The following is a 15,655-nucleotide window of genomic DNA, read 5'->3' as shown; positions in this document are numbered from 1 at the left end:
CCTCCTGTCAGGCGAAGTTGATGGATACGGAACCGAAGGGGCCGAAATCTGCGGCGATCTCCGAGCCCGGCGGGCATTCGATGGGGCGGATGAAAGAGCCTGAGAGCACGATATCCCCGGCCTCGATCTGTTGTCCATATTCCGCCATCCGGCGCGCCAGCCAGAGGACCGAGGTGACGGGATCATTCAAGACGCCCGCGCCGAGGCCGGTTTCCTCCACCGTGCCGCCCCGGGCCACGATAGCGCCGGTCCAACGCAGGTCGTGTGCGTCAACAGCGTGGCGCTCCGCTCCCAGCACCACGCCGGCATTGGCGGCGTTGTCGCTGATGGTGTCGGTGATGATGCGGGCTTGGCCGGTTGCCGGGTCGGCACGCAGTATGCGGGTGTCGAGGATCTCCAGCGACGGCGTCACAAAGTCTGTCGCGGCCAGCACATCTGCGCGGGTGCACTCGGCGCCTGCCAGCGGGGACTTCATGACAAAGGCGATTTCCGCCTCCGCCCGCGGCTGGATGAAGCGGCCGGCAGGGACGGTGCTGCCGTTCTCAAACGCCATGTCGTCCAAGAGCACGCCGCTGTCGGGGGTGGTGATGTTCAGCGCCTGCTGCATGGCGCGGCTGGTGAGGCCGATCTTCCAGCCGATTTTCTTGCGGCCGGAGGCCAGTTTTTGCCTTACCAGAGCCTGTTGCACAGCGTAGGCATCGTCCAGCGTCATGCCGGCATAGGCCAGCGAAAGCAGGCCGCATTGCTGGCCGGTTTGCTCGGCTTGCAGCAGGGTTTCGGCGGCTTCCTGGTGCTGTTCCGGAGTCATGCTTCTCCCCCGCTGAACTCATCCTCAACCGTGTTGCGCAAGGTTCCGATGCCCTCGACTTCAACCTCCACCACGTCGCCGGGGGCCAGGTATTTCGGCGGATCAAACCGCGCGCCTGCGCCGGTGGGCGTGCCGGTGATGATCACGTCGCCCGGCTGCAGGGTGGTGAAGGTTGAGATATAGGCGATCTCCTCGCGGATCGGGAACATCATGCGGGCCAGGGTGTCATCCTGGCGGACCTCTCCGTTCACGCGGGTGAGGATGCGGGCCTCATCCAGCTGGGCAGCATCGGTGAAGGGCACCAGCCAGGGGCCGATCGCGCCGGAATTGTCCCAGTTCTTGCCTTGGGTGACGTTGAATTTGGCGTGGCGCACCCAGTCGCGGATGGTGCCCTCATTTGCCAGTGTTAGAGCCGCAATATGATCGTAGGCATCCTCCGGCTTGATCCGGCGGCCCGGTTTGCCGATCACCACGGCGACCTCGCCCTCGTAGTCCAGCGTGTGGTTTTCCGGTGGGCGGATCAGCGGGCGCCCGGCACCGGTGAAGGAGCGCGGGAAGCGTGGGAACAGGGACATGTGCTTGGGCTGAGCGGAGCCGTCCTTGTATTCCGCATTACGGTCCGGGAAGTTGACGCCGACACAGATGATCTTTTCCGGGTTGGGGATCGGGATCTCATAGCTAAAATCCGTGTGGGTGACGGGTTGGCCCTCGGCGGCCTGAGCCAGTGCGGGCAGGCCGTCTGCCGCGATCACGTCGCGCAGGGTGGGCCAGTGCGGGAACTGCGGCGACAGGGCGATCATGCCGGCGTCCGTCACGGCGCCATAGAAGGTTTCGCTATCGGCGGAGTAGGTGGCAAAGCGCATCAGGTCAGGCTCCTTGCGATTTCGGTGATGACATCGAAGGCCATCATCACGTCGGCTTCGGTGGTCTCGAACTGGCCTGCCTGGAAGCGGATCACCAGCTCACCGTCGAGGCGGGTCTGGGTCAGGTAGATGCGGCCGTCGCCGTTAATGGCATTGACCAGCCGCAGGTTCAGATCGTCGAGGTCTGCGGCGCCTTCGGGCGCATAGCGGAACGACCAGAGCGACCACATCGGCGCGCTGGTGATCTGAAAATCAGGCTCGGCTTTCAGCTTTTCGTGCAGCTGATTCGACCAGTTGATGTGATTGCGCAGCCGCTGGCGCAGGCCCTCCAGCCCGTAGGTGCGGATCAGGAACCAGATTTTCAGCGCGCGGAAGCGGCGGCCCAGCGGCACCGACCATTCGGAATAGTTGATGATGCCGTCATGGCCGTGAGTCTTGAGGTACTCCGGGCTGATCGCCAGGGTTTGCACCAGGTCATCCGGGTTCTTCAGGAAATGGGCGGAACAGTCGAACTGCACGCCGAGCCATTTATGCGGGTTGAAGACGATGCTGTCGGCGCGTTCGACGCCGGGCCAATAGTGGCGGTATTCCGGGCAGATCATCGCAGAGCCGGCCCAGGCGGCGTCCACATGGGTGTAGAGACCGTACTTCTCGGCCACGTCCAGCACCTGATCCACCGGGTCGGTGGCGCCCACCCCGGTGCCGCCGACGCAGAGGATCACACCCGCGGGCTGGTGGCCAGCGGCGAGGTCGGCCTGGATCGCTGCCTCCAGCGCGCCCGGGTCCATGCCGCGCCAATCGCCCTTTATAGGGATGCGGATCAGGTTCTGCTGGCCGATGCCTGCGACCCAGATGGCGCGGTCGATGGAGGTGTGGACCTCGGAAGAGCAGTAGATGCGAAGGGCCTTTTGCCCGAACAGACCCTGCTGGTTGCCCTGCCAGTTCAACGCCTTTTCCCGCATGGTCAGGACGGCGGCGAGGGTGGCGGAGGAGGCGGAGTCCTGGATCACACCCTGGAACTGGTCCGGCAGGTCCAGCGCCTGGCGCAGCCAGTCCATCATCCGCGTTTCCATCTCGGTCGCCGCTGGAGAGGTCTGCCACAGCATGCATTGCGGCGCGATGGCCGAGGCCAGGAATTCCGCCAGCACCGAGGGCGCGGCGGCGTTGGAGGTGAAATAGGCAAAGAAGCGGGGGTGCTGCCAGTGGGTGATGCCGGGCATCACGATGTCCTCGAAATCGCGGAAGATTGCTTCCATGCCCTCGCCGTCCTCAGGCGGGGTTTGGGGCAGGGCGTTCAGCACCTCGCCGGGTTCGGTCTTGGCCCGTACTGGGCGGTCGCCGACGGTCAGGTGGTAGTCCTGCGTCCAGTCCGCGACCCGGCGGCCCCATTCGGAGAATTCATCCCATTTCATTTGTGCATACTCTCAATGGACGCAGGGCGGTCCTCAATTTCTATATCTTCCGCCCGGCGGTACCGCCGGGCCGCGCCTGCCTGCCCCCCGGCAGGCGCGTTCGCGCCCGCCCAGGCAGCCGCGCCCCTCAGCTTTGATACCGGGAGGTTCAAGGTGCAATAATCGGCTGCGCGTTCAAGGCGCTTGGTTTCGGAGTGGTGCCTTCGAATACCGAGCCTTCCTCGAACCAGCTGCGCGGCGCCGGGGCGCCCCAAAGGGTCTGGCGCTGCGGGTCGGTGAGCGACCACTTGATCGGCTCCAGATCCGGGTCGACGGTCTGGTAGTCGGAGCAGTAGATCTCAATCCGGTGGCCGTCGGGGTCGCGCACATAAAGGAAGAAGGCGTTGGAGATGCCGTGGCGGCCGGGGCCGCGCTCGATGTTATCGACGTAGCCGGTGGTCGACATCAGATCCAAGAGGTCGATGATGTTGAGCGGGCTCGGCACCCAGAAAGCGGTGTGGTGCAGGCGGGGGCCAAGGCCATTGGTGAAGGCCACGTCATGCACGCCGCCTTTGCGGTGCATCCAAGCCGCCCAGACCTTGCCGCTCTCGTCATCCTCGGTGAACTCGGTGGTCCGGAAGCCCATCTCGTTATAGAAGGCAACCGCGCCGTCCACATCCGCGCTGAACATGTTGAAATGGTCGATGCGCAGCGGTTTTACCCCGTTATAGAGCCTGTATTTCTGGTGGATCGGCTCCAGCCGGTCCATTTTCACATAGAACTCCAGCGGGATGCCCCAGGGGTCGCGGGTGCGCAGGGTCTTGCCCATGTGCGGGCGCTCGACCCATTCGACGGGCAGGTCCTTGGAGGCGAAGAACTCGGCGGCCTTGTCCAGGTCGGGCGCGTCATAGAGCTTGAAGCCCAGAACCCCGACCGAGGCCGTATCCGCCTGAACCAGAACGATGCAGTGGTGGCCGCGTTCCTCCATCGCGCGGAGATAGATGCGCTCGCTGTCTTCATGCGTCACCTGCAGGCCGAGGGTATCCACATAGAAGGCGCGGGAGGCGGCGAGGTCGGTCACGGCGTATTCGACATGGCTGAGCCGCACGATGTTGAAAGGCGGATAGAGGTTCGGGGCGGGGACGGGCATTGGGGGGGCTCCTATTACTGAACCGGGAAGATCACGTTGGTCTGACCGGTGCCGGAACTGGGAAAATACTCGGTGATCACTTCGCAAGGGGCGGTGTAGCTGTCCCAGCCAAGCGCGCCGTAGAGCATGGCGGTGTCGTGCATGGAGCCTTCGCCGCAGCAGAACTCGGCGTATTCGCCCAGCAGCCTGAGGAAGGTCGCGTGGTCACCCTTCTGCCACAGCTCCAGCACCCGCAGGTCCATCTGGCGGTTGAACTCGGAGCTGATGGTGAAGGTGCCGTTGTTGGCGGCATAGTCCTTGTTCGCCCAGATCTTGTGGCTGAGCGAGCCGGAGGCGACCAGCAGCACCTTGCTGTCCGAGGCCTCGACCGCCTCGCGGATGGCTTCGCCGATCACCCGGCTTTCGTCGTGATCATGGACGGTGCACCAGGCGGCGATGGAGACCACCTTGAAGTCGCCCTCGCGGCTCATGAAGCGCATCGGCACCAGGGTGCCGTATTCCAGTTCCAGCGAGTCGAGCTGGTGCGACAGGGTGTAGACGCCCTTGTCCGACGCTTTGGCGGCGATGGCATCGCCCAAGGCCGGGTTGCCCTCGTACTCATAGGGCAGGTTCTGGATGAACTGAGGGAATTCGTTGGAGGTGAACAGCCCCTTGAACCGGCTGTTGGCGTTGATGTGGTAGCCCGCATTGATCACCCAGTGGGTGTCGCAGATCACGATGGTGTCGGCGCCGAGCGCCTTGGCACGGCGGGCGATTTCCCGGTGGCCGTCGATGGCGGGCTTGCGGGCGCCCTCCAGCCGGCCGGGCTGTTCCGACATCAGCATGGTGGGCACATGGGTGCATTTGGCGGCGAGAACGATTTCTCCCATGGTCTTCTCCTCAAAGATGGGTTGCGCGTTTCCTTGAGGTCAGGCGCCGAGGCGCGGGATCTTGTGGTGGCCTAGGGCAAAGCCGATGTGTTTCTGTTCCATGTAGAACTCGAAAGACCAGTCGCCGCCGTCGCGGCCGATGCCGCTGGCCTTGACCCCGCCAAAGGGGGTGGGCAGGTGGCGGACGTTTTCCGAGTTCACCCAGATCATGCCGGCCTCCAGCGCGTTTGTGAAGCGCAGGGCGCGGGTGAGGTCGTTGGTCCAGACATAGCCGGTGAGGCCGTATTGCGTGTCATTGGCCAATGTTAGAGCCTCATCCTCGTCTTTGAAACGGATTGCGGTGAGGACCGGGCCGAAGATTTCCTCCTGCGCGATGGTCATATCGTTGGTGGCGTTGGTGAACAGCGTCGGGCGGACGAACCAGCCTTGATCGCCAACACGGCTGCCGCCGGCGGCGATTGTGGCGCCGTCCTGTCTGGCGGTCTCGAAATAGGATGTGACCTTGTCGAAATGCACCTTGTGGATCAGCGGGCCGACTTCGGTGGCGGGGTCCAGCGGGTGGCCGACCTTGATGTTGTTGACGCGCTCGATCAGCTTGGCCTCAAACGCCTCCGCGATGCTCTCCTGCACCAGCAGGCGGGAGGAGGAGGTGCAGCGCTCGCCGTTCAGCGAGTAGATCATGAAGATCGCGGCATCGAGCGCGCGGTCGAGGTCGGCGTCGTCGAAGACCACCGCCGGGTTCTTGCCGCCCAGTTCGAAGTGCACGCGTTTCAGGGTGTCGGCGCCCTGTTTCATGATCATCGAGCCGGTCTTGCTTTCGCCGACAAAGGCAATGGCCTTGATGTCCGGGTGTTCGGTCAGCGCCTTGCCCGCGTCCTCGCCAAAGCCATTGACCAGGTTCCAGACGCCTGCGGGCAGTCCGGCCTCATGGGCGATCTCGGCCAGGATGCGGGCGGTGAGGGGCGAAAACTCGGCCGGTTTGTGGACCACGGTGCAGCCGGCCGCCAGCGCCGGGGCGATCTTCCACGTGGACAGCATGAAGGGCGTGTTCCACGGGGTGATCACGCCGACCGGGCCGATCGGCACCCGGGTGGTCACATTCATCAGCGTCGGCGACTGCAGTTGTTGGCCGTCGCGGGCGGAGGTGGCCTTGTCAGCGAAGAAGCGGAAGTTTTCGGCGCCGCGCAGGGCGGCCTTGGACATGAAGCGCAAGGCCTGGCCAGTGTCCCAGCATTCGCACAGGGCGATTTCCTCGGCGCGTTCGACGATCAGATCGGCGATGCGGTGCAGGATCTTCTTGCGTTCCAGCGCCGGCATGTCGCGCCAGGCGGGAAAGGCGGTCTTGGCGGCGGCAGCGGCGGCGTCAATGTCTGCTGGGCCGCCCTTGGCGACGGCACAGATGGTGCTCTCGTCTACTGGTGAAGAGGTTTCAAAAGTGGCGCCTGAGGCGGCGGGGCGGCTTTCGCCGCCGATCAGGTTCAGGATGCCACCCTTGCGGAAACGGGTCAGGTGGGTGTTCAGCGTTTCGATGTTGGTGGTCAGATCGCTCATCACTGGTCCGCCTTTTGCATGTGGTCGCGGATGGTGCCGCATTTCGGGGAAAGCTCGGGGTCGATGTCGCGCATCTCCAGCGAGAGCGCGATGGAATGCTGCTGCAGGGCCGGTTCCAGGAAGGCTTGGGCTGCGTCGAACACCGCCTGCGCGGCGCGTTTGCGGGTGTCGAGGTCACGGCCCGCGCGCAGCCGGATGGAGATGTCGATATAGCCGTGCTGCGGATCGCCGTCGGCAATCGAGACATGATTGGCCGCAAAGGCGCGCACCCGGATTCCAGCCAGGGGAAACACGCCGGTCGCCGCTGCGGCCTGCCGCAAATGGCGGCACAGCGCGGCGATGTCGGTGCGCTCTTCCATATTGGCCGAGTAGTCCAGCGTGATGTGCGGCATGTCCGGTACCTCTCCTGAATTACTTAACATGTTTAGCAAAATGTATAGCGTTGAGTCAAGCAGAAGAAACCCAAGCGGCAATTGCGTTTAGCCGGAAGCGGGGTGATAATCACGCATGACCAGGATGATGCCCTCCACCGACCGTTCGCTGCCAATCGCCCTTCTGCGGGCGCGGGAGCGCGTGATGGGTCCGATCCGTGCCCTGCTGAGCGGCGCGGGGCTGACCGAGCAGCAATGGCGTGTGCTGCGGGTGGTGCAGGAAAGCGGGCCGATCGATCCGACCCAGATCGCGGACAAGGCCTGTTTGCTGCTGCCCAGCCTGACGCGCATCCTGCAGAAGCTAGAGGAAAAGCAGCTGATCAGCCGGGAGCGCGACCAGCAGGACCGCCGCCGCCAGGTGGTGCAGATCTCTGCGGCGGGGGAGAAGATCATTGCCGACAACCTGGAGGCCAGCCTGGAGCTGATGGAGCGCACCCGCCGGAAGATGGGGGCGGAACGCTATGAGGCGCTCCTGGATCTGCTGAACGAACTGGATCAGATTGATCTGGCGGAGTGAGTCGCCGGTGCCGCATATGGCGCGGATGGCGGTGTGCGTGGCGCAAACCGGCCTGGCAGCAATTTCTGGCCGCTGACACGGTGGCGGATCATCTTTTCATTTAATAACATATATTTAAATTGAAAAAGGGTCTGTGAAGTTGTGGCGGGCCATGCTGCATCTGCATTGGTGATTTCCCGCCTGTGACGCAAATGGCGCTGCCGATGTCCGAAATCCCCCTGTGAAATGACGCATTTCTCAACGATTCTGCCGGGGACAGTTGATGAGGACATCATGCGGTACTCCGGCCTGAAAGTGATCAAGGAGGCCCTGACGGGCCACAAGGGATGGCGCCCGACCTGGCGCGATCCGGAACCCAAGAAAAGCTACGATGTGGTGATCATCGGCGGCGGCGGGCACGGGCTGGCGACGGCCTATTACCTGGCCAAGAACCACAACATCACCAATGTCGCGGTGATCGAGAAGGGCTGGATCGGCGGCGGCAACGTCGGCCGCAACACCACCATCATCCGCTCCAACTACCTGCTGGACGGCAACGAGCCGTTTTACGAGCTGTCGCTGAAGCTGTGGGAAGGGCTGGAGCAGGACTTCAACTACAACGCCATGGTCAGCCAGCGCGGCATTCTGAACCTGGTGCATACGGACGCGCAGCGCGATGCGGCGCGGCGCCGCGGCAACGCGATGATCCTGAACGGCTCCGACGCGGAGCTGCTGGACACCGACGGCGTGCGGGCGATGTACCCGTTCCTGAACTTCAACGACGCGCGCTTCCCGATCAAGGGCGGGCTGCTGCACCGCCGCGGCGGCACCGTGCGCCACGACGCGGTGGCCTGGGGCTATGCCCGCGGCGCCGACCTGCGCGGCGTTGACATCATTCAGAACTGCGAAGTCACCGGCTTCCGGATCGAGAACGGCAAATGCCTGGGTGTGGAGACCAGCAAGGGTTTCATCGGCGCCAACAAAGTGGCGAGCTGCGTCGCCGGGTCGTCGAGCCGGGTGATGGAAAGGGCGGGCATGCGCCTGCCGATCGAAAGCCACGTGCTGCAGGCCTTTGTCTCTGAGGGGCTGAAGCCGGTGCTGGACGGGGTTATCACCTTTGGCGCGGGCCACTTCTATTGCAGCCAGTCGGACAAGGGCGGGCTGGTCTTTGGCGGCGATCTGGACATGTACAATTCCTATGCGCAGCGCGGCAATCTGCCGGTGGTCGAGGATGTGATGGAGGGCGGTATGGCCCTGATCCCGGCTCTGGGCCGGGTGAGGATGCTGCGCAGCTGGGGCGGCATCATGGACATGTCGATGGACGGCTCCCCCTTCATCGACAAGACCCATATCGACGGGCTCTATTTCAACGGCGGCTGGTGCTACGGCGGGTTCAAGGCAACCCCGGCCTCGGGCTGGTGCTATGCGCATCTGCTGGCGACCGATACCCCGCACAAGGTGGCAACGGCCTACCGGCTCGACCGGTTCCGCAAGGGGCTGATGATCGACGAAAAGGGCCAGGGCGCCCAGCCGAACCTGCACTGAGGAAAGGACAGAAGCGATGATTATCAACCATCCGATCCTCGGGCCGCGGGATTCGCAGGAGTTCACCTATCTGGGGGACGCCAGCCTGATCGACCGGCCGGACTGGCAGGCCGACAATGCAGCGGATCAGTTCCACGACTACCTGTATCTGCGCGACAACCCGGCGGGCGAGCACCGCGAGCTGTGGTTCCATGAGCAGGGCGACCGGTCCTGGCTGGTGGTGACCCGCAACACCGTGACCCATGAAATCCTGAATGTCGAACTGGCCCGTGATGTGGCCCGGGCAAGGGGGCGCAGCAAATGACTGACGCAGTGATGAATGCCGGCCGTGTGGCCTTTCAGGCCGACGGCAGCACCGGTGCCCGCAAGGGGGTGCAGGTGAACCGCCTGGATGGCGGGCTGATCAAGGGCAGCAAGGCGCTGAGCTTCACCTTTGATGGCAAGAGCTACAAGGGGTTCGAGGGCGACACGCTGGCCTCGGCCCTGCTGGCAAACGGCGTGCGGCTGATGGGCCGCTCGTTCAAGTACCACCGCCCGCGCGGTGTGCTGACCTCTGGCTCTGAAGAGCCCAACGCGCTGGTCGAGCTGCGCAGTGGCGGACGGCAGGAGCCGAACACCCGCGCCACCGTGGCGGAGCTGTATGATGGGCTGGAGGCGAATTCGCAGAACCGCTGGCCGTCGCTGCAGCATGACTTCATGGCGATCAACGACCGGTTCTCGAACTTCCTGACCGCTGGCTTTTACTACAAGACCTTCATGTGGCCTGCCGCGTTCTGGGAGAAGCTGTACGAGCCGATCATCCGCAAGGCGGCGGGTCTGGGCAGCATCAGTTTCGAGGCGGATCCGGATGCCTATGACAAGGGCTTCCTGCATTGCGATCTCTTGGTGATCGGGGCCGGCCCCACCGGCCTGATGGCGGCGCTGACGGCTGGCCGGGCCGGGGCGCAGGTGATCATTGCGGATGAGGATTTCCTGCTCGGCGGGCGCCTGAATGCGGAAACCTTTGGCATCGGCGATCTAGCCGGGTCTGCCTGGGTCGAGCAGGCACAGGCGGAGCTGGCGGCGATGCCGAACGTGCGGGTAATGCCGCGCACCACCATCATCGGCGCCTTTGACCACGGTATCTATGGCGCGGTGGAGCGCACCGCTGACCATGTTCTGGCACCGGAAGCGGGCAAGCCGCGGCAGATCTTGTGGCGGATCTATTCCAAGCGGGCGATGCTGGCGGCGGGCGCCACCGAGCGGCCCATCGCGTTTGAGAACAACGACCGCCCGGGCGTGATGCTGGCCGGTGCGGTGCGCGCCTATGCCAACCGCTGGGCGGTGACGCCGGACCAGACCGTAGCGGTCTTCACCAACAACGACGACGGCCACCGCACTGCCGCCGACCTGATCACCAAGGGCGTCAAGGTCACCGCGGTGATCGACACCCGCGCCGATGCGCCCAAGGTCGAAGGTGCCGAGCTGTTTGCCGGTGCCCAGGTGATCGACACCAAGGGCCGGCTTGGGCTGGAATGGGCACGGGTGCGCTTGGCAAACGGCACCACCCGCGACGTGCCTTGCGGGGCACTGGCGGTGTCCGGCGGCTGGAACCCGAACGTGCATCTGACCTGCCACCAGCGCGGCCGCCCCGCCTGGCGCGAGGATATTGCCGCCTTTGTGCCCGCGGGTGAGCTGCCGCAGAACATGTCGGTTGCCGGTGCCGCCAATGGCGATTTCTCCACCGCTGCCGCATTGCGGGCCGGTGCCGAGGGCGCCGTGGCCGCGCTGTCGGAGCTGGGGATCGAAGCGAAAGCTGCGGATCTGCCCGAGGCCGAGGACGCGCCCATTAACGTGACCCCCTTCTGGTATGTGAAGGAAGGCAAGGGCCGCGCCTGGCTGGACCAGCAGAACGACGTCACCGTCAAGGACGTGAAACTGGCGCATCAGGAAAACTTCCGCTCGGTCGAGCACCTGAAGCGCTACACCACCCTGGGCATGGCGACCGATCAGGGCAAGACCTCCAACATGGGCGGTCTGGCGATCATGGCCGAACTGGCGGGCAAGCAGATCCCCGAGGTCGGCACCACCATGTTCCGCCCGCCCTACACGCCGGTGTCCTTTGGCGTGATGGCAGGCCGCTCGGTGGGCGAGGAGTTCCGCCCCACCCGCAAGACCCCCAGCCACAAATGGGCCGAGGAGCAGGGCGCGGTGTTTGTCGAGGTCGGCCAGTGGCTGCGGGCGCAGTGGTTCCCCCAGGCGGGCGAAACCCATTGGCGCCAGTCGGTGGACCGCGAGGTGCTGCAGACCCGCAACTCTGTCGGTGTCTGCGACGTGACCACGCTGGGCAAGATCGACGTGCAGGGCAAGGACGCTGCCGAGTTCCTGAACAAGATGTATGCCAATGCCTTTGCCAAGCTTCCGGTGGGCAAGGTCCGCTATGGCCTGATGCTGCGCGAGGACGGCATTGCCTATGACGACGGCACCGCGGCGCGTTTTGCCGAGGATCATTTCGTGGTGACCACCACCACCGCCAACGCAGTTCTGGTCTACCGCAACATGGAATTTGCGCGCCAGTGCCTGTTCCCTGACATGGATGTGCAGCTGATCTCGACCACCGAGGCCTGGGCACAGTTCGCGGTGGCGGGTCCGAATGCCCGTAAGCTGCTGCAAAAGGTCGTGGACCCCGAGTTCGATATCTCGAACGAGGCGTTCCCCTTCATGGCCTGCGGGGAAGTGACCGTGGCGGGCGGCTGCCGGGCGCGGCTGTTCCGGATCTCCTTCTCGGGCGAGCTGGCCTATGAGATCGCGGTGCCAACCCGGTACGGCGATGCGATGATCCGCAAGCTGATGGAAGCGGGCGAGGAGTTTGGCGCTGTTCCTTACGGCACCGAGGCGCTGGGCGTCATGCGGATCGAGAAGGGCCATGCGGCCGGCAATGAGCTGAACGGCACCACCTCGGCGCTGAACCTCGGCATGGGCAAGATGGTCAGCAAGAAGAAGGATTGCATCGGCAACACGCTGAGCGAACGACCGGGCATGAACCGGGAGGATGCGCTGAAGCTGGTGGGCTTCAAGCCGGTGAATGCCGCCGATCCGGTGCAGGCCGGGGCGCATCTGATGAACGCCGATGGCGAGGTGAGCGCGGCCACCGATCAGGGCTATATCACTTCTGCCGCCTATTCGCCGGTGCTGGGCTGTTCGATCGGGATCGGGTTCCTGAAGCGCGGCGACAGCCGCAAGGGTGAGGTGATCCGCGCGGTCAACCCGCTGGAGGGCAAGGAAATCCAGGTCGAAGTTGTCAGCGCGCATTTTGTGGATCCGGAAGGGGAGCGTCTCCGTGGGTAAGATTGATAATCATGGGCTCAAAGCCATCTCTCCGCTGGGCGGGCATGAGCCGCGGGTGGATGTCTTCACAGGTCTCCAGATCCGTGAAGTCACCGACCGGGCGCTGGCCTCGCTGGCGGCACGCCAAGGCAGCGAAGATGCGGTGAAATCTGCGGCTGCGTCTTATCTGGGCGGAGCGTTGCCGGAGGCTGCCGGCTGGAGTGAGCACGGTGTGTTTGCTGCCTGGTGGATGGGGCCGGACCTGTGGATGGTCTCTGCCCCGCATGACAGCCACGAACTGATGGCGGCGGATCTGAAGCAGGCAGTGGGCGAGGCTGGCTCCGTTGTGGAACAGACCGACGGCTGGTGCCGCTTCGACATGGAAGGCCCGCGCTGCTTTGACGTGCTGGAGCGGCTGTGCAACGCCAATGTCCGTGCGGGCAAGGCGGGTGATGCCACCCGGACCTCGATGGAGCATCTGGGTGTGTTCCTGCTGTGCCAGACCCCCGGGCAAGGATATTCGATCATTGGCCCGCGGTCCTCTGCCGGCTCGCTGCATCATGCGCTGGTGGCTGCGGCGAAATCGGTGATCTGAACAGAAAAAGGCCGGTGGTTTCTGAGAAAACCACCGGCCTTTTTGTGCCTGGTCTTTCCTGTTTGGGCGGGTCAGGCCGACGGGATCGGCCGGTTGTCCTGAACCCGGAACAGGTTCACCTTGCGGCGTTCCTCCTGCGGGGTAACGCCGAAGCTTTCGCGGTAGTGCTGCGACAAGGTGGAGGAAGTGGCGTAGCCCACCGCATTGGCGATCGAGGTGATCGAGTCGCGCGAATACATCACCAGCTGACGTGCCGCGTTCATCCGCAGGGTGCGGTAATAGATTGCCGGGCTCTGGCCGGTGGCGGCCTTGAAGCTGCGCTCCAGCTGGCGCGGCGAGACGCCGATCTCGCTGGCCGCGTCGCGGATCGACACCGGATGTTCCAGGTTGTCGGCAAACAGCTCCACCGCCTTGGCCACCGGCGGCGGCAGGCTGTCGGCGGTGCTGTCGGTCTTGAACGCCGGGGTCTTCTGGCGCACGCCCTCAGCGCGGACCATCGGGTGCTGGAACCAGCAGGCGACCTCGGTCATCACCGCGTCGCCCAGGGTCTGCTCGATCAGCTTGAGCGACAAGTCGAACATCGCTGCGGCGCCGCTGGCGGTGAAGCGGCGGCGGTCGAGGACGATAACGTCGTCGACGGTGGCCAGTGACGGGAATTCAGATGTGAAGGCCGCCTTGTAGCACCAGTGGACCGAGCAGCTGTGCCCGTCGAGCAGGCCGGAGCGGGCCAGGGGAAAGACGCCGCCGGAGACCGCGCCCATGTTGGTGCCGTGGCGGGCGAGGTGGCGCAGCTTGCCGTTGGAGGCCTTGGGGTCGTCGAACTTGCCCTGCGGGCTGGACAGCAGGAACAGGGTGTCGATGCCCTCCGCCCGGTCCAAGGAGCAATCAGGCTGGAACGCCACATTGGCGGAGGCGTTCACGCTGGCGCCGGTTTCAGAGATCAGTTTCCACCGGAAGGTATCGGTGCCGGCTATTTCGTTTGCTGCGCGCAGCGGTTCGATGGCCGAGGTCAGGCAGGCCATTGGAAAGCCGGGGAAAATCAGAAAGCCGAGTGTCATGGTTTTATCGCGCTGCATGAGGTGAATTATAGCTTGCGAAGAGGGATTCGCACAGCAGCGAAAGGGTGCCTGCGCCGTACAGGAAGGGGAAAACGGCGCAGGCGTATCTGCCTAGTTCTGCAGATATACTTCCAGCGTGTCGTCCAGGGCGTCCTTCCACGGGGTGTGGTGCACGGGCGCCATGGTGCCGGTGATGACCGATCTGTAGGAGTTGTTGCGGAAGGCCATGATGTCCTGGGCCTTATGCGCTTTCCACTCGTAGAAGGCCTGGCAGGCGCCGGCCACGTCGAAGGTCGGGTAATCGGTCTCCTCGATCAGCTCCAGCACGTAGTCGCCCTGGTATTTGATCGCGTATTTGACGTCGTCCGAGGCTTCCTCGCGCTCTTCGCGCTCTTTCACGTCGGCCAGCAGGGTTTCCTTGTCCGCCGGGATCTCGATCTTGCCCATGATCGCGTCGCGGACCCACCAGGCCTGCGCATCGAACATGTTGAAGGTGAACCACTGGTCCTGCATGCCCAGATAGAACATCTTGGGGTTATGCGCGTAGACCACGCCCTTGTAGAGGTCGGCAGTGGCCAGGCGGTTGGCGGTCTTCAGGCGCAGATCGTCCGGCAGGAAGTTGAAGAAATGCTTGTAGCCGGTGCAGAGGATGATCGCGTCGACCTCCTTCTGGGTGCCGTCAACGAAGGTGGCGGTGTTGCCCTCGACGCTTTCCAGCGCCGGTTTTTCTTCCCAGTTGTCCGGCCATTTGAAGCCCATCGGCGCGGTGCGGTAGGAGGTGGTGATCGACTTGGCGCCATACTTCCAGCACTGGGAGCCGATGTCCTCGGCAGAGTAGGAGGCGCCGAGAAGCAGGATGTCCTTGCCGGCGAATTCGCGGGCGTCGCGGAAGTCATGGGCGTGCAGCACGCGGCCGTTGAAAGTGTCGAAACCGGGGTAGAACGGCACGTTCGGGGTCGAGAAATGGCCCGAGGCGCAGATCACGTGGTCGAAGTCTTCCTTGTAGGTGCTGTCCTTGGTGTGGTCATGCACGGTGACGGTGAAGTTGCCCTTGTCCTCGTTGTATTCAACCCAGCGGATCGGGGAGCTAAAGCGGATCCACTTGCGCACGTCCGCCTTCTTCACCCGGCCTTCGATGTAGTCGAACAGCACGGCGCGCGGCGGGTAGGAAGCGATCTGCTTGCCGAAATGCTCCTCGAAGGAATAGTCGGCGAACTCCAGGCCCTCCTTGGGGCCGTTCGACCACAGGTAGCGGTACATCGAGCAGTGCACCGGTTCGCCATTTTCGTCCAGGCCGGTGCGCCAGGTGTAGTTCCACAGGCCGCCCCAGTCGTCCTGCTTTTCAAAGCAGACGATCTCCGGGATCTCTTCGCCCTTGTTGGCGGCGGACTGGAATGCGCGCAGCTGGGCCAGGCCGGACGGCCCTGCGCCGATGATGGCAATGCGTTTCTTGGTCATGTGGCTCTCCCATTGGTTCGGACCAATATTTTAATTTGGATCATTTGGTCTGGTCCAATTAGGTCCAAACTTGCACCAATAAGTCAACATTTTTTCACATCTGGAATAATTTGGTGCGCAATTGGACTGGAAGC

Annotated in this window: 14 protein-coding genes; 5 read left to right on the top strand and 9 right to left on the bottom strand. The window is 63.9% G+C overall.

Going from position 1 to position 15,655, the window contains the following annotated elements; translation table 11 throughout:
• Positions 1-7 precede the first annotated feature (7 nt).
• The 7 genes from hpaH to KUW17_RS04670 all read right to left on the bottom strand — a co-directional run bounded on the left by hpaH (position 8) and on the right by KUW17_RS04670 (position 7,024).
• Entirely contained in the window at positions 8-808 is an 801-nt protein-coding gene (gene hpaH, locus KUW17_RS04700; protein ID WP_222476359.1) for a 2-oxo-hept-4-ene-1,7-dioate hydratase, read from the bottom strand.
• Positions 805-1,671, bottom strand: a complete 867-nt coding sequence (locus tag KUW17_RS04695; RefSeq protein WP_222476358.1) for a fumarylacetoacetate hydrolase family protein — start codon at positions 1,669-1,671, stop codon at positions 805-807. The genes hpaH and KUW17_RS04695 overlap by 4 nt, the downstream gene beginning before the upstream one ends.
• On the bottom strand, positions 1,671-3,083 hold the full coding sequence (locus KUW17_RS04690) for a pyridoxal phosphate-dependent decarboxylase family protein (RefSeq protein WP_222476357.1): 1,413 nt from the start codon (positions 3,081-3,083) through the stop codon (positions 1,671-1,673). Before KUW17_RS04690 ends, KUW17_RS04695 begins: the two co-directional genes overlap by 1 nt.
• Before the next feature lie 148 nt (positions 3,084-3,231).
• Positions 3,232-4,212 (bottom strand): 3,4-dihydroxyphenylacetate 2,3-dioxygenase, encoded by a 981-nt coding sequence (hpaD, locus tag KUW17_RS04685; protein WP_222476356.1) that lies wholly within the window; start codon positions 4,210-4,212, stop codon positions 3,232-3,234.
• A 14-nt stretch (positions 4,213-4,226) separates the two neighbouring features.
• Positions 4,227-5,081 (bottom strand): 3,4-dihydroxyphenylacetate 2,3-dioxygenase, encoded by an 855-nt coding sequence (gene hpaD / locus KUW17_RS04680; RefSeq protein WP_222476355.1) that lies wholly within the window; start codon positions 5,079-5,081, stop codon positions 4,227-4,229.
• A gap of 39 nt (positions 5,082-5,120) precedes the next feature.
• On the bottom strand, positions 5,121-6,632 hold the full coding sequence (gene hpaE, locus KUW17_RS04675; protein WP_222476352.1) for a 5-carboxymethyl-2-hydroxymuconate semialdehyde dehydrogenase: 1,512 nt from the start codon (positions 6,630-6,632) through the stop codon (positions 5,121-5,123).
• Positions 6,632-7,024 (bottom strand): 5-carboxymethyl-2-hydroxymuconate Delta-isomerase, encoded by a 393-nt coding sequence (locus KUW17_RS04670; RefSeq protein WP_222476351.1) that lies wholly within the window; start codon positions 7,022-7,024, stop codon positions 6,632-6,634. Before KUW17_RS04670 ends, hpaE begins: the two co-directional genes overlap by 1 nt.
• A gap of 115 nt (positions 7,025-7,139) precedes the next feature.
• Between KUW17_RS04670 and hpaR the strand changes: the two genes are divergently transcribed.
• From hpaR to KUW17_RS04645, 5 genes are all read left to right on the top strand, one after another.
• A complete protein-coding gene (gene hpaR, locus KUW17_RS04665) occupies positions 7,140-7,580 on the top strand; it encodes a homoprotocatechuate degradation operon regulator HpaR (RefSeq protein WP_222476350.1) in 441 nt (146 codons plus the stop codon).
• Positions 7,581-7,853: 273 nt separating this feature from the next.
• Complete coding sequence (locus KUW17_RS04660; RefSeq protein ID WP_222477515.1) at positions 7,854-9,104, top strand: sarcosine oxidase subunit beta family protein; 1,251 nt, start codon at positions 7,854-7,856, stop codon at positions 9,102-9,104.
• Positions 9,105-9,120: 16 nt separating this feature from the next.
• Positions 9,121-9,408: a sarcosine oxidase subunit delta gene (locus KUW17_RS04655; RefSeq protein WP_039185401.1), complete on the top strand. Its 288-nt coding sequence runs from the start codon at positions 9,121-9,123 to the stop codon at positions 9,406-9,408.
• A gap of 11 nt (positions 9,409-9,419) precedes the next feature.
• The gene (locus KUW17_RS04650) at positions 9,420-12,431 is read left to right on the top strand and encodes a sarcosine oxidase subunit alpha family protein (RefSeq protein ID WP_222477507.1); all 3,012 of its coding nucleotides are present in this window, start codon (positions 9,420-9,422) and stop codon (positions 12,429-12,431) included.
• Positions 12,424-13,005: a sarcosine oxidase subunit gamma gene (locus KUW17_RS04645; protein ID WP_222476348.1), complete on the top strand. Its 582-nt coding sequence runs from the start codon at positions 12,424-12,426 to the stop codon at positions 13,003-13,005. The genes KUW17_RS04650 and KUW17_RS04645 overlap by 8 nt, the downstream gene beginning before the upstream one ends.
• Before the next feature lie 71 nt (positions 13,006-13,076).
• Here the strand turns inward: KUW17_RS04645 and KUW17_RS04640 are convergent, their stop codons facing one another.
• Positions 13,077-14,081 carry a GlxA family transcriptional regulator gene (locus KUW17_RS04640; protein ID WP_222476346.1) on the bottom strand — a complete coding sequence of 335 codons (1,005 nt, stop codon included), beginning with the start codon at positions 14,079-14,081 and terminating at the stop codon, positions 13,077-13,079.
• A 93-nt stretch (positions 14,082-14,174) separates the two neighbouring features.
• On the bottom strand, positions 14,175-15,521 hold the full coding sequence (locus KUW17_RS04635) for an NAD(P)-binding domain-containing protein (protein WP_222476344.1): 1,347 nt from the start codon (positions 15,519-15,521) through the stop codon (positions 14,175-14,177).
• Positions 15,522-15,655: the final 134 nt, after the last annotated feature.

This window comes from Leisingera aquaemixtae, assembly GCF_019801145.1.
Taxonomy (GTDB): Bacteria; Pseudomonadota; Alphaproteobacteria; order Rhodobacterales; family Rhodobacteraceae; genus Leisingera; species Leisingera aquaemixtae_A.
This window is presented reverse-complemented; position numbering and strand designations above follow the sequence as displayed.

Coding starts and splice junctions, on each gene's coding strand:
- hpaH (WP_222476359.1), bottom strand. CDS start 808: ATGACTCCGGAACAGCACCAGGAAGCCGCCGAAACCCTGCTGCAAGCC.
- KUW17_RS04695 (WP_222476358.1), bottom strand. CDS start 1,671: ATGCGCTTTGCCACCTACTCCGCCGATAGCGAAACCTTCTATGGCGCC.
- KUW17_RS04690 (WP_222476357.1), bottom strand. CDS start 3,083: ATGAAATGGGATGAATTCTCCGAATGGGGCCGCCGGGTCGCGGACTGG.
- hpaD (WP_222476356.1), bottom strand. CDS start 4,212: ATGCCCGTCCCCGCCCCGAACCTCTATCCGCCTTTCAACATCGTGCGG.
- hpaD (WP_222476355.1), bottom strand. CDS start 5,081: ATGGGAGAAATCGTTCTCGCCGCCAAATGCACCCATGTGCCCACCATG.
- hpaE (WP_222476352.1), bottom strand. CDS start 6,632: ATGAGCGATCTGACCACCAACATCGAAACGCTGAACACCCACCTGACC.
- KUW17_RS04670 (WP_222476351.1), bottom strand. CDS start 7,024: ATGCCGCACATCACGCTGGACTACTCGGCCAATATGGAAGAGCGCACC.
- hpaR (WP_222476350.1), top strand. CDS start 7,140: ATGACCAGGATGATGCCCTCCACCGACCGTTCGCTGCCAATCGCCCTT.
- KUW17_RS04660 (WP_222477515.1), top strand. CDS start 7,854: ATGCGGTACTCCGGCCTGAAAGTGATCAAGGAGGCCCTGACGGGCCAC.
- KUW17_RS04655 (WP_039185401.1), top strand. CDS start 9,121: ATGATTATCAACCATCCGATCCTCGGGCCGCGGGATTCGCAGGAGTTC.
- KUW17_RS04650 (WP_222477507.1), top strand. CDS start 9,420: ATGAATGCCGGCCGTGTGGCCTTTCAGGCCGACGGCAGCACCGGTGCC.
- KUW17_RS04640 (WP_222476346.1), bottom strand. CDS start 14,081: ATGCAGCGCGATAAAACCATGACACTCGGCTTTCTGATTTTCCCCGGC.
- KUW17_RS04635 (WP_222476344.1), bottom strand. CDS start 15,521: ATGACCAAGAAACGCATTGCCATCATCGGCGCAGGGCCGTCCGGCCTG.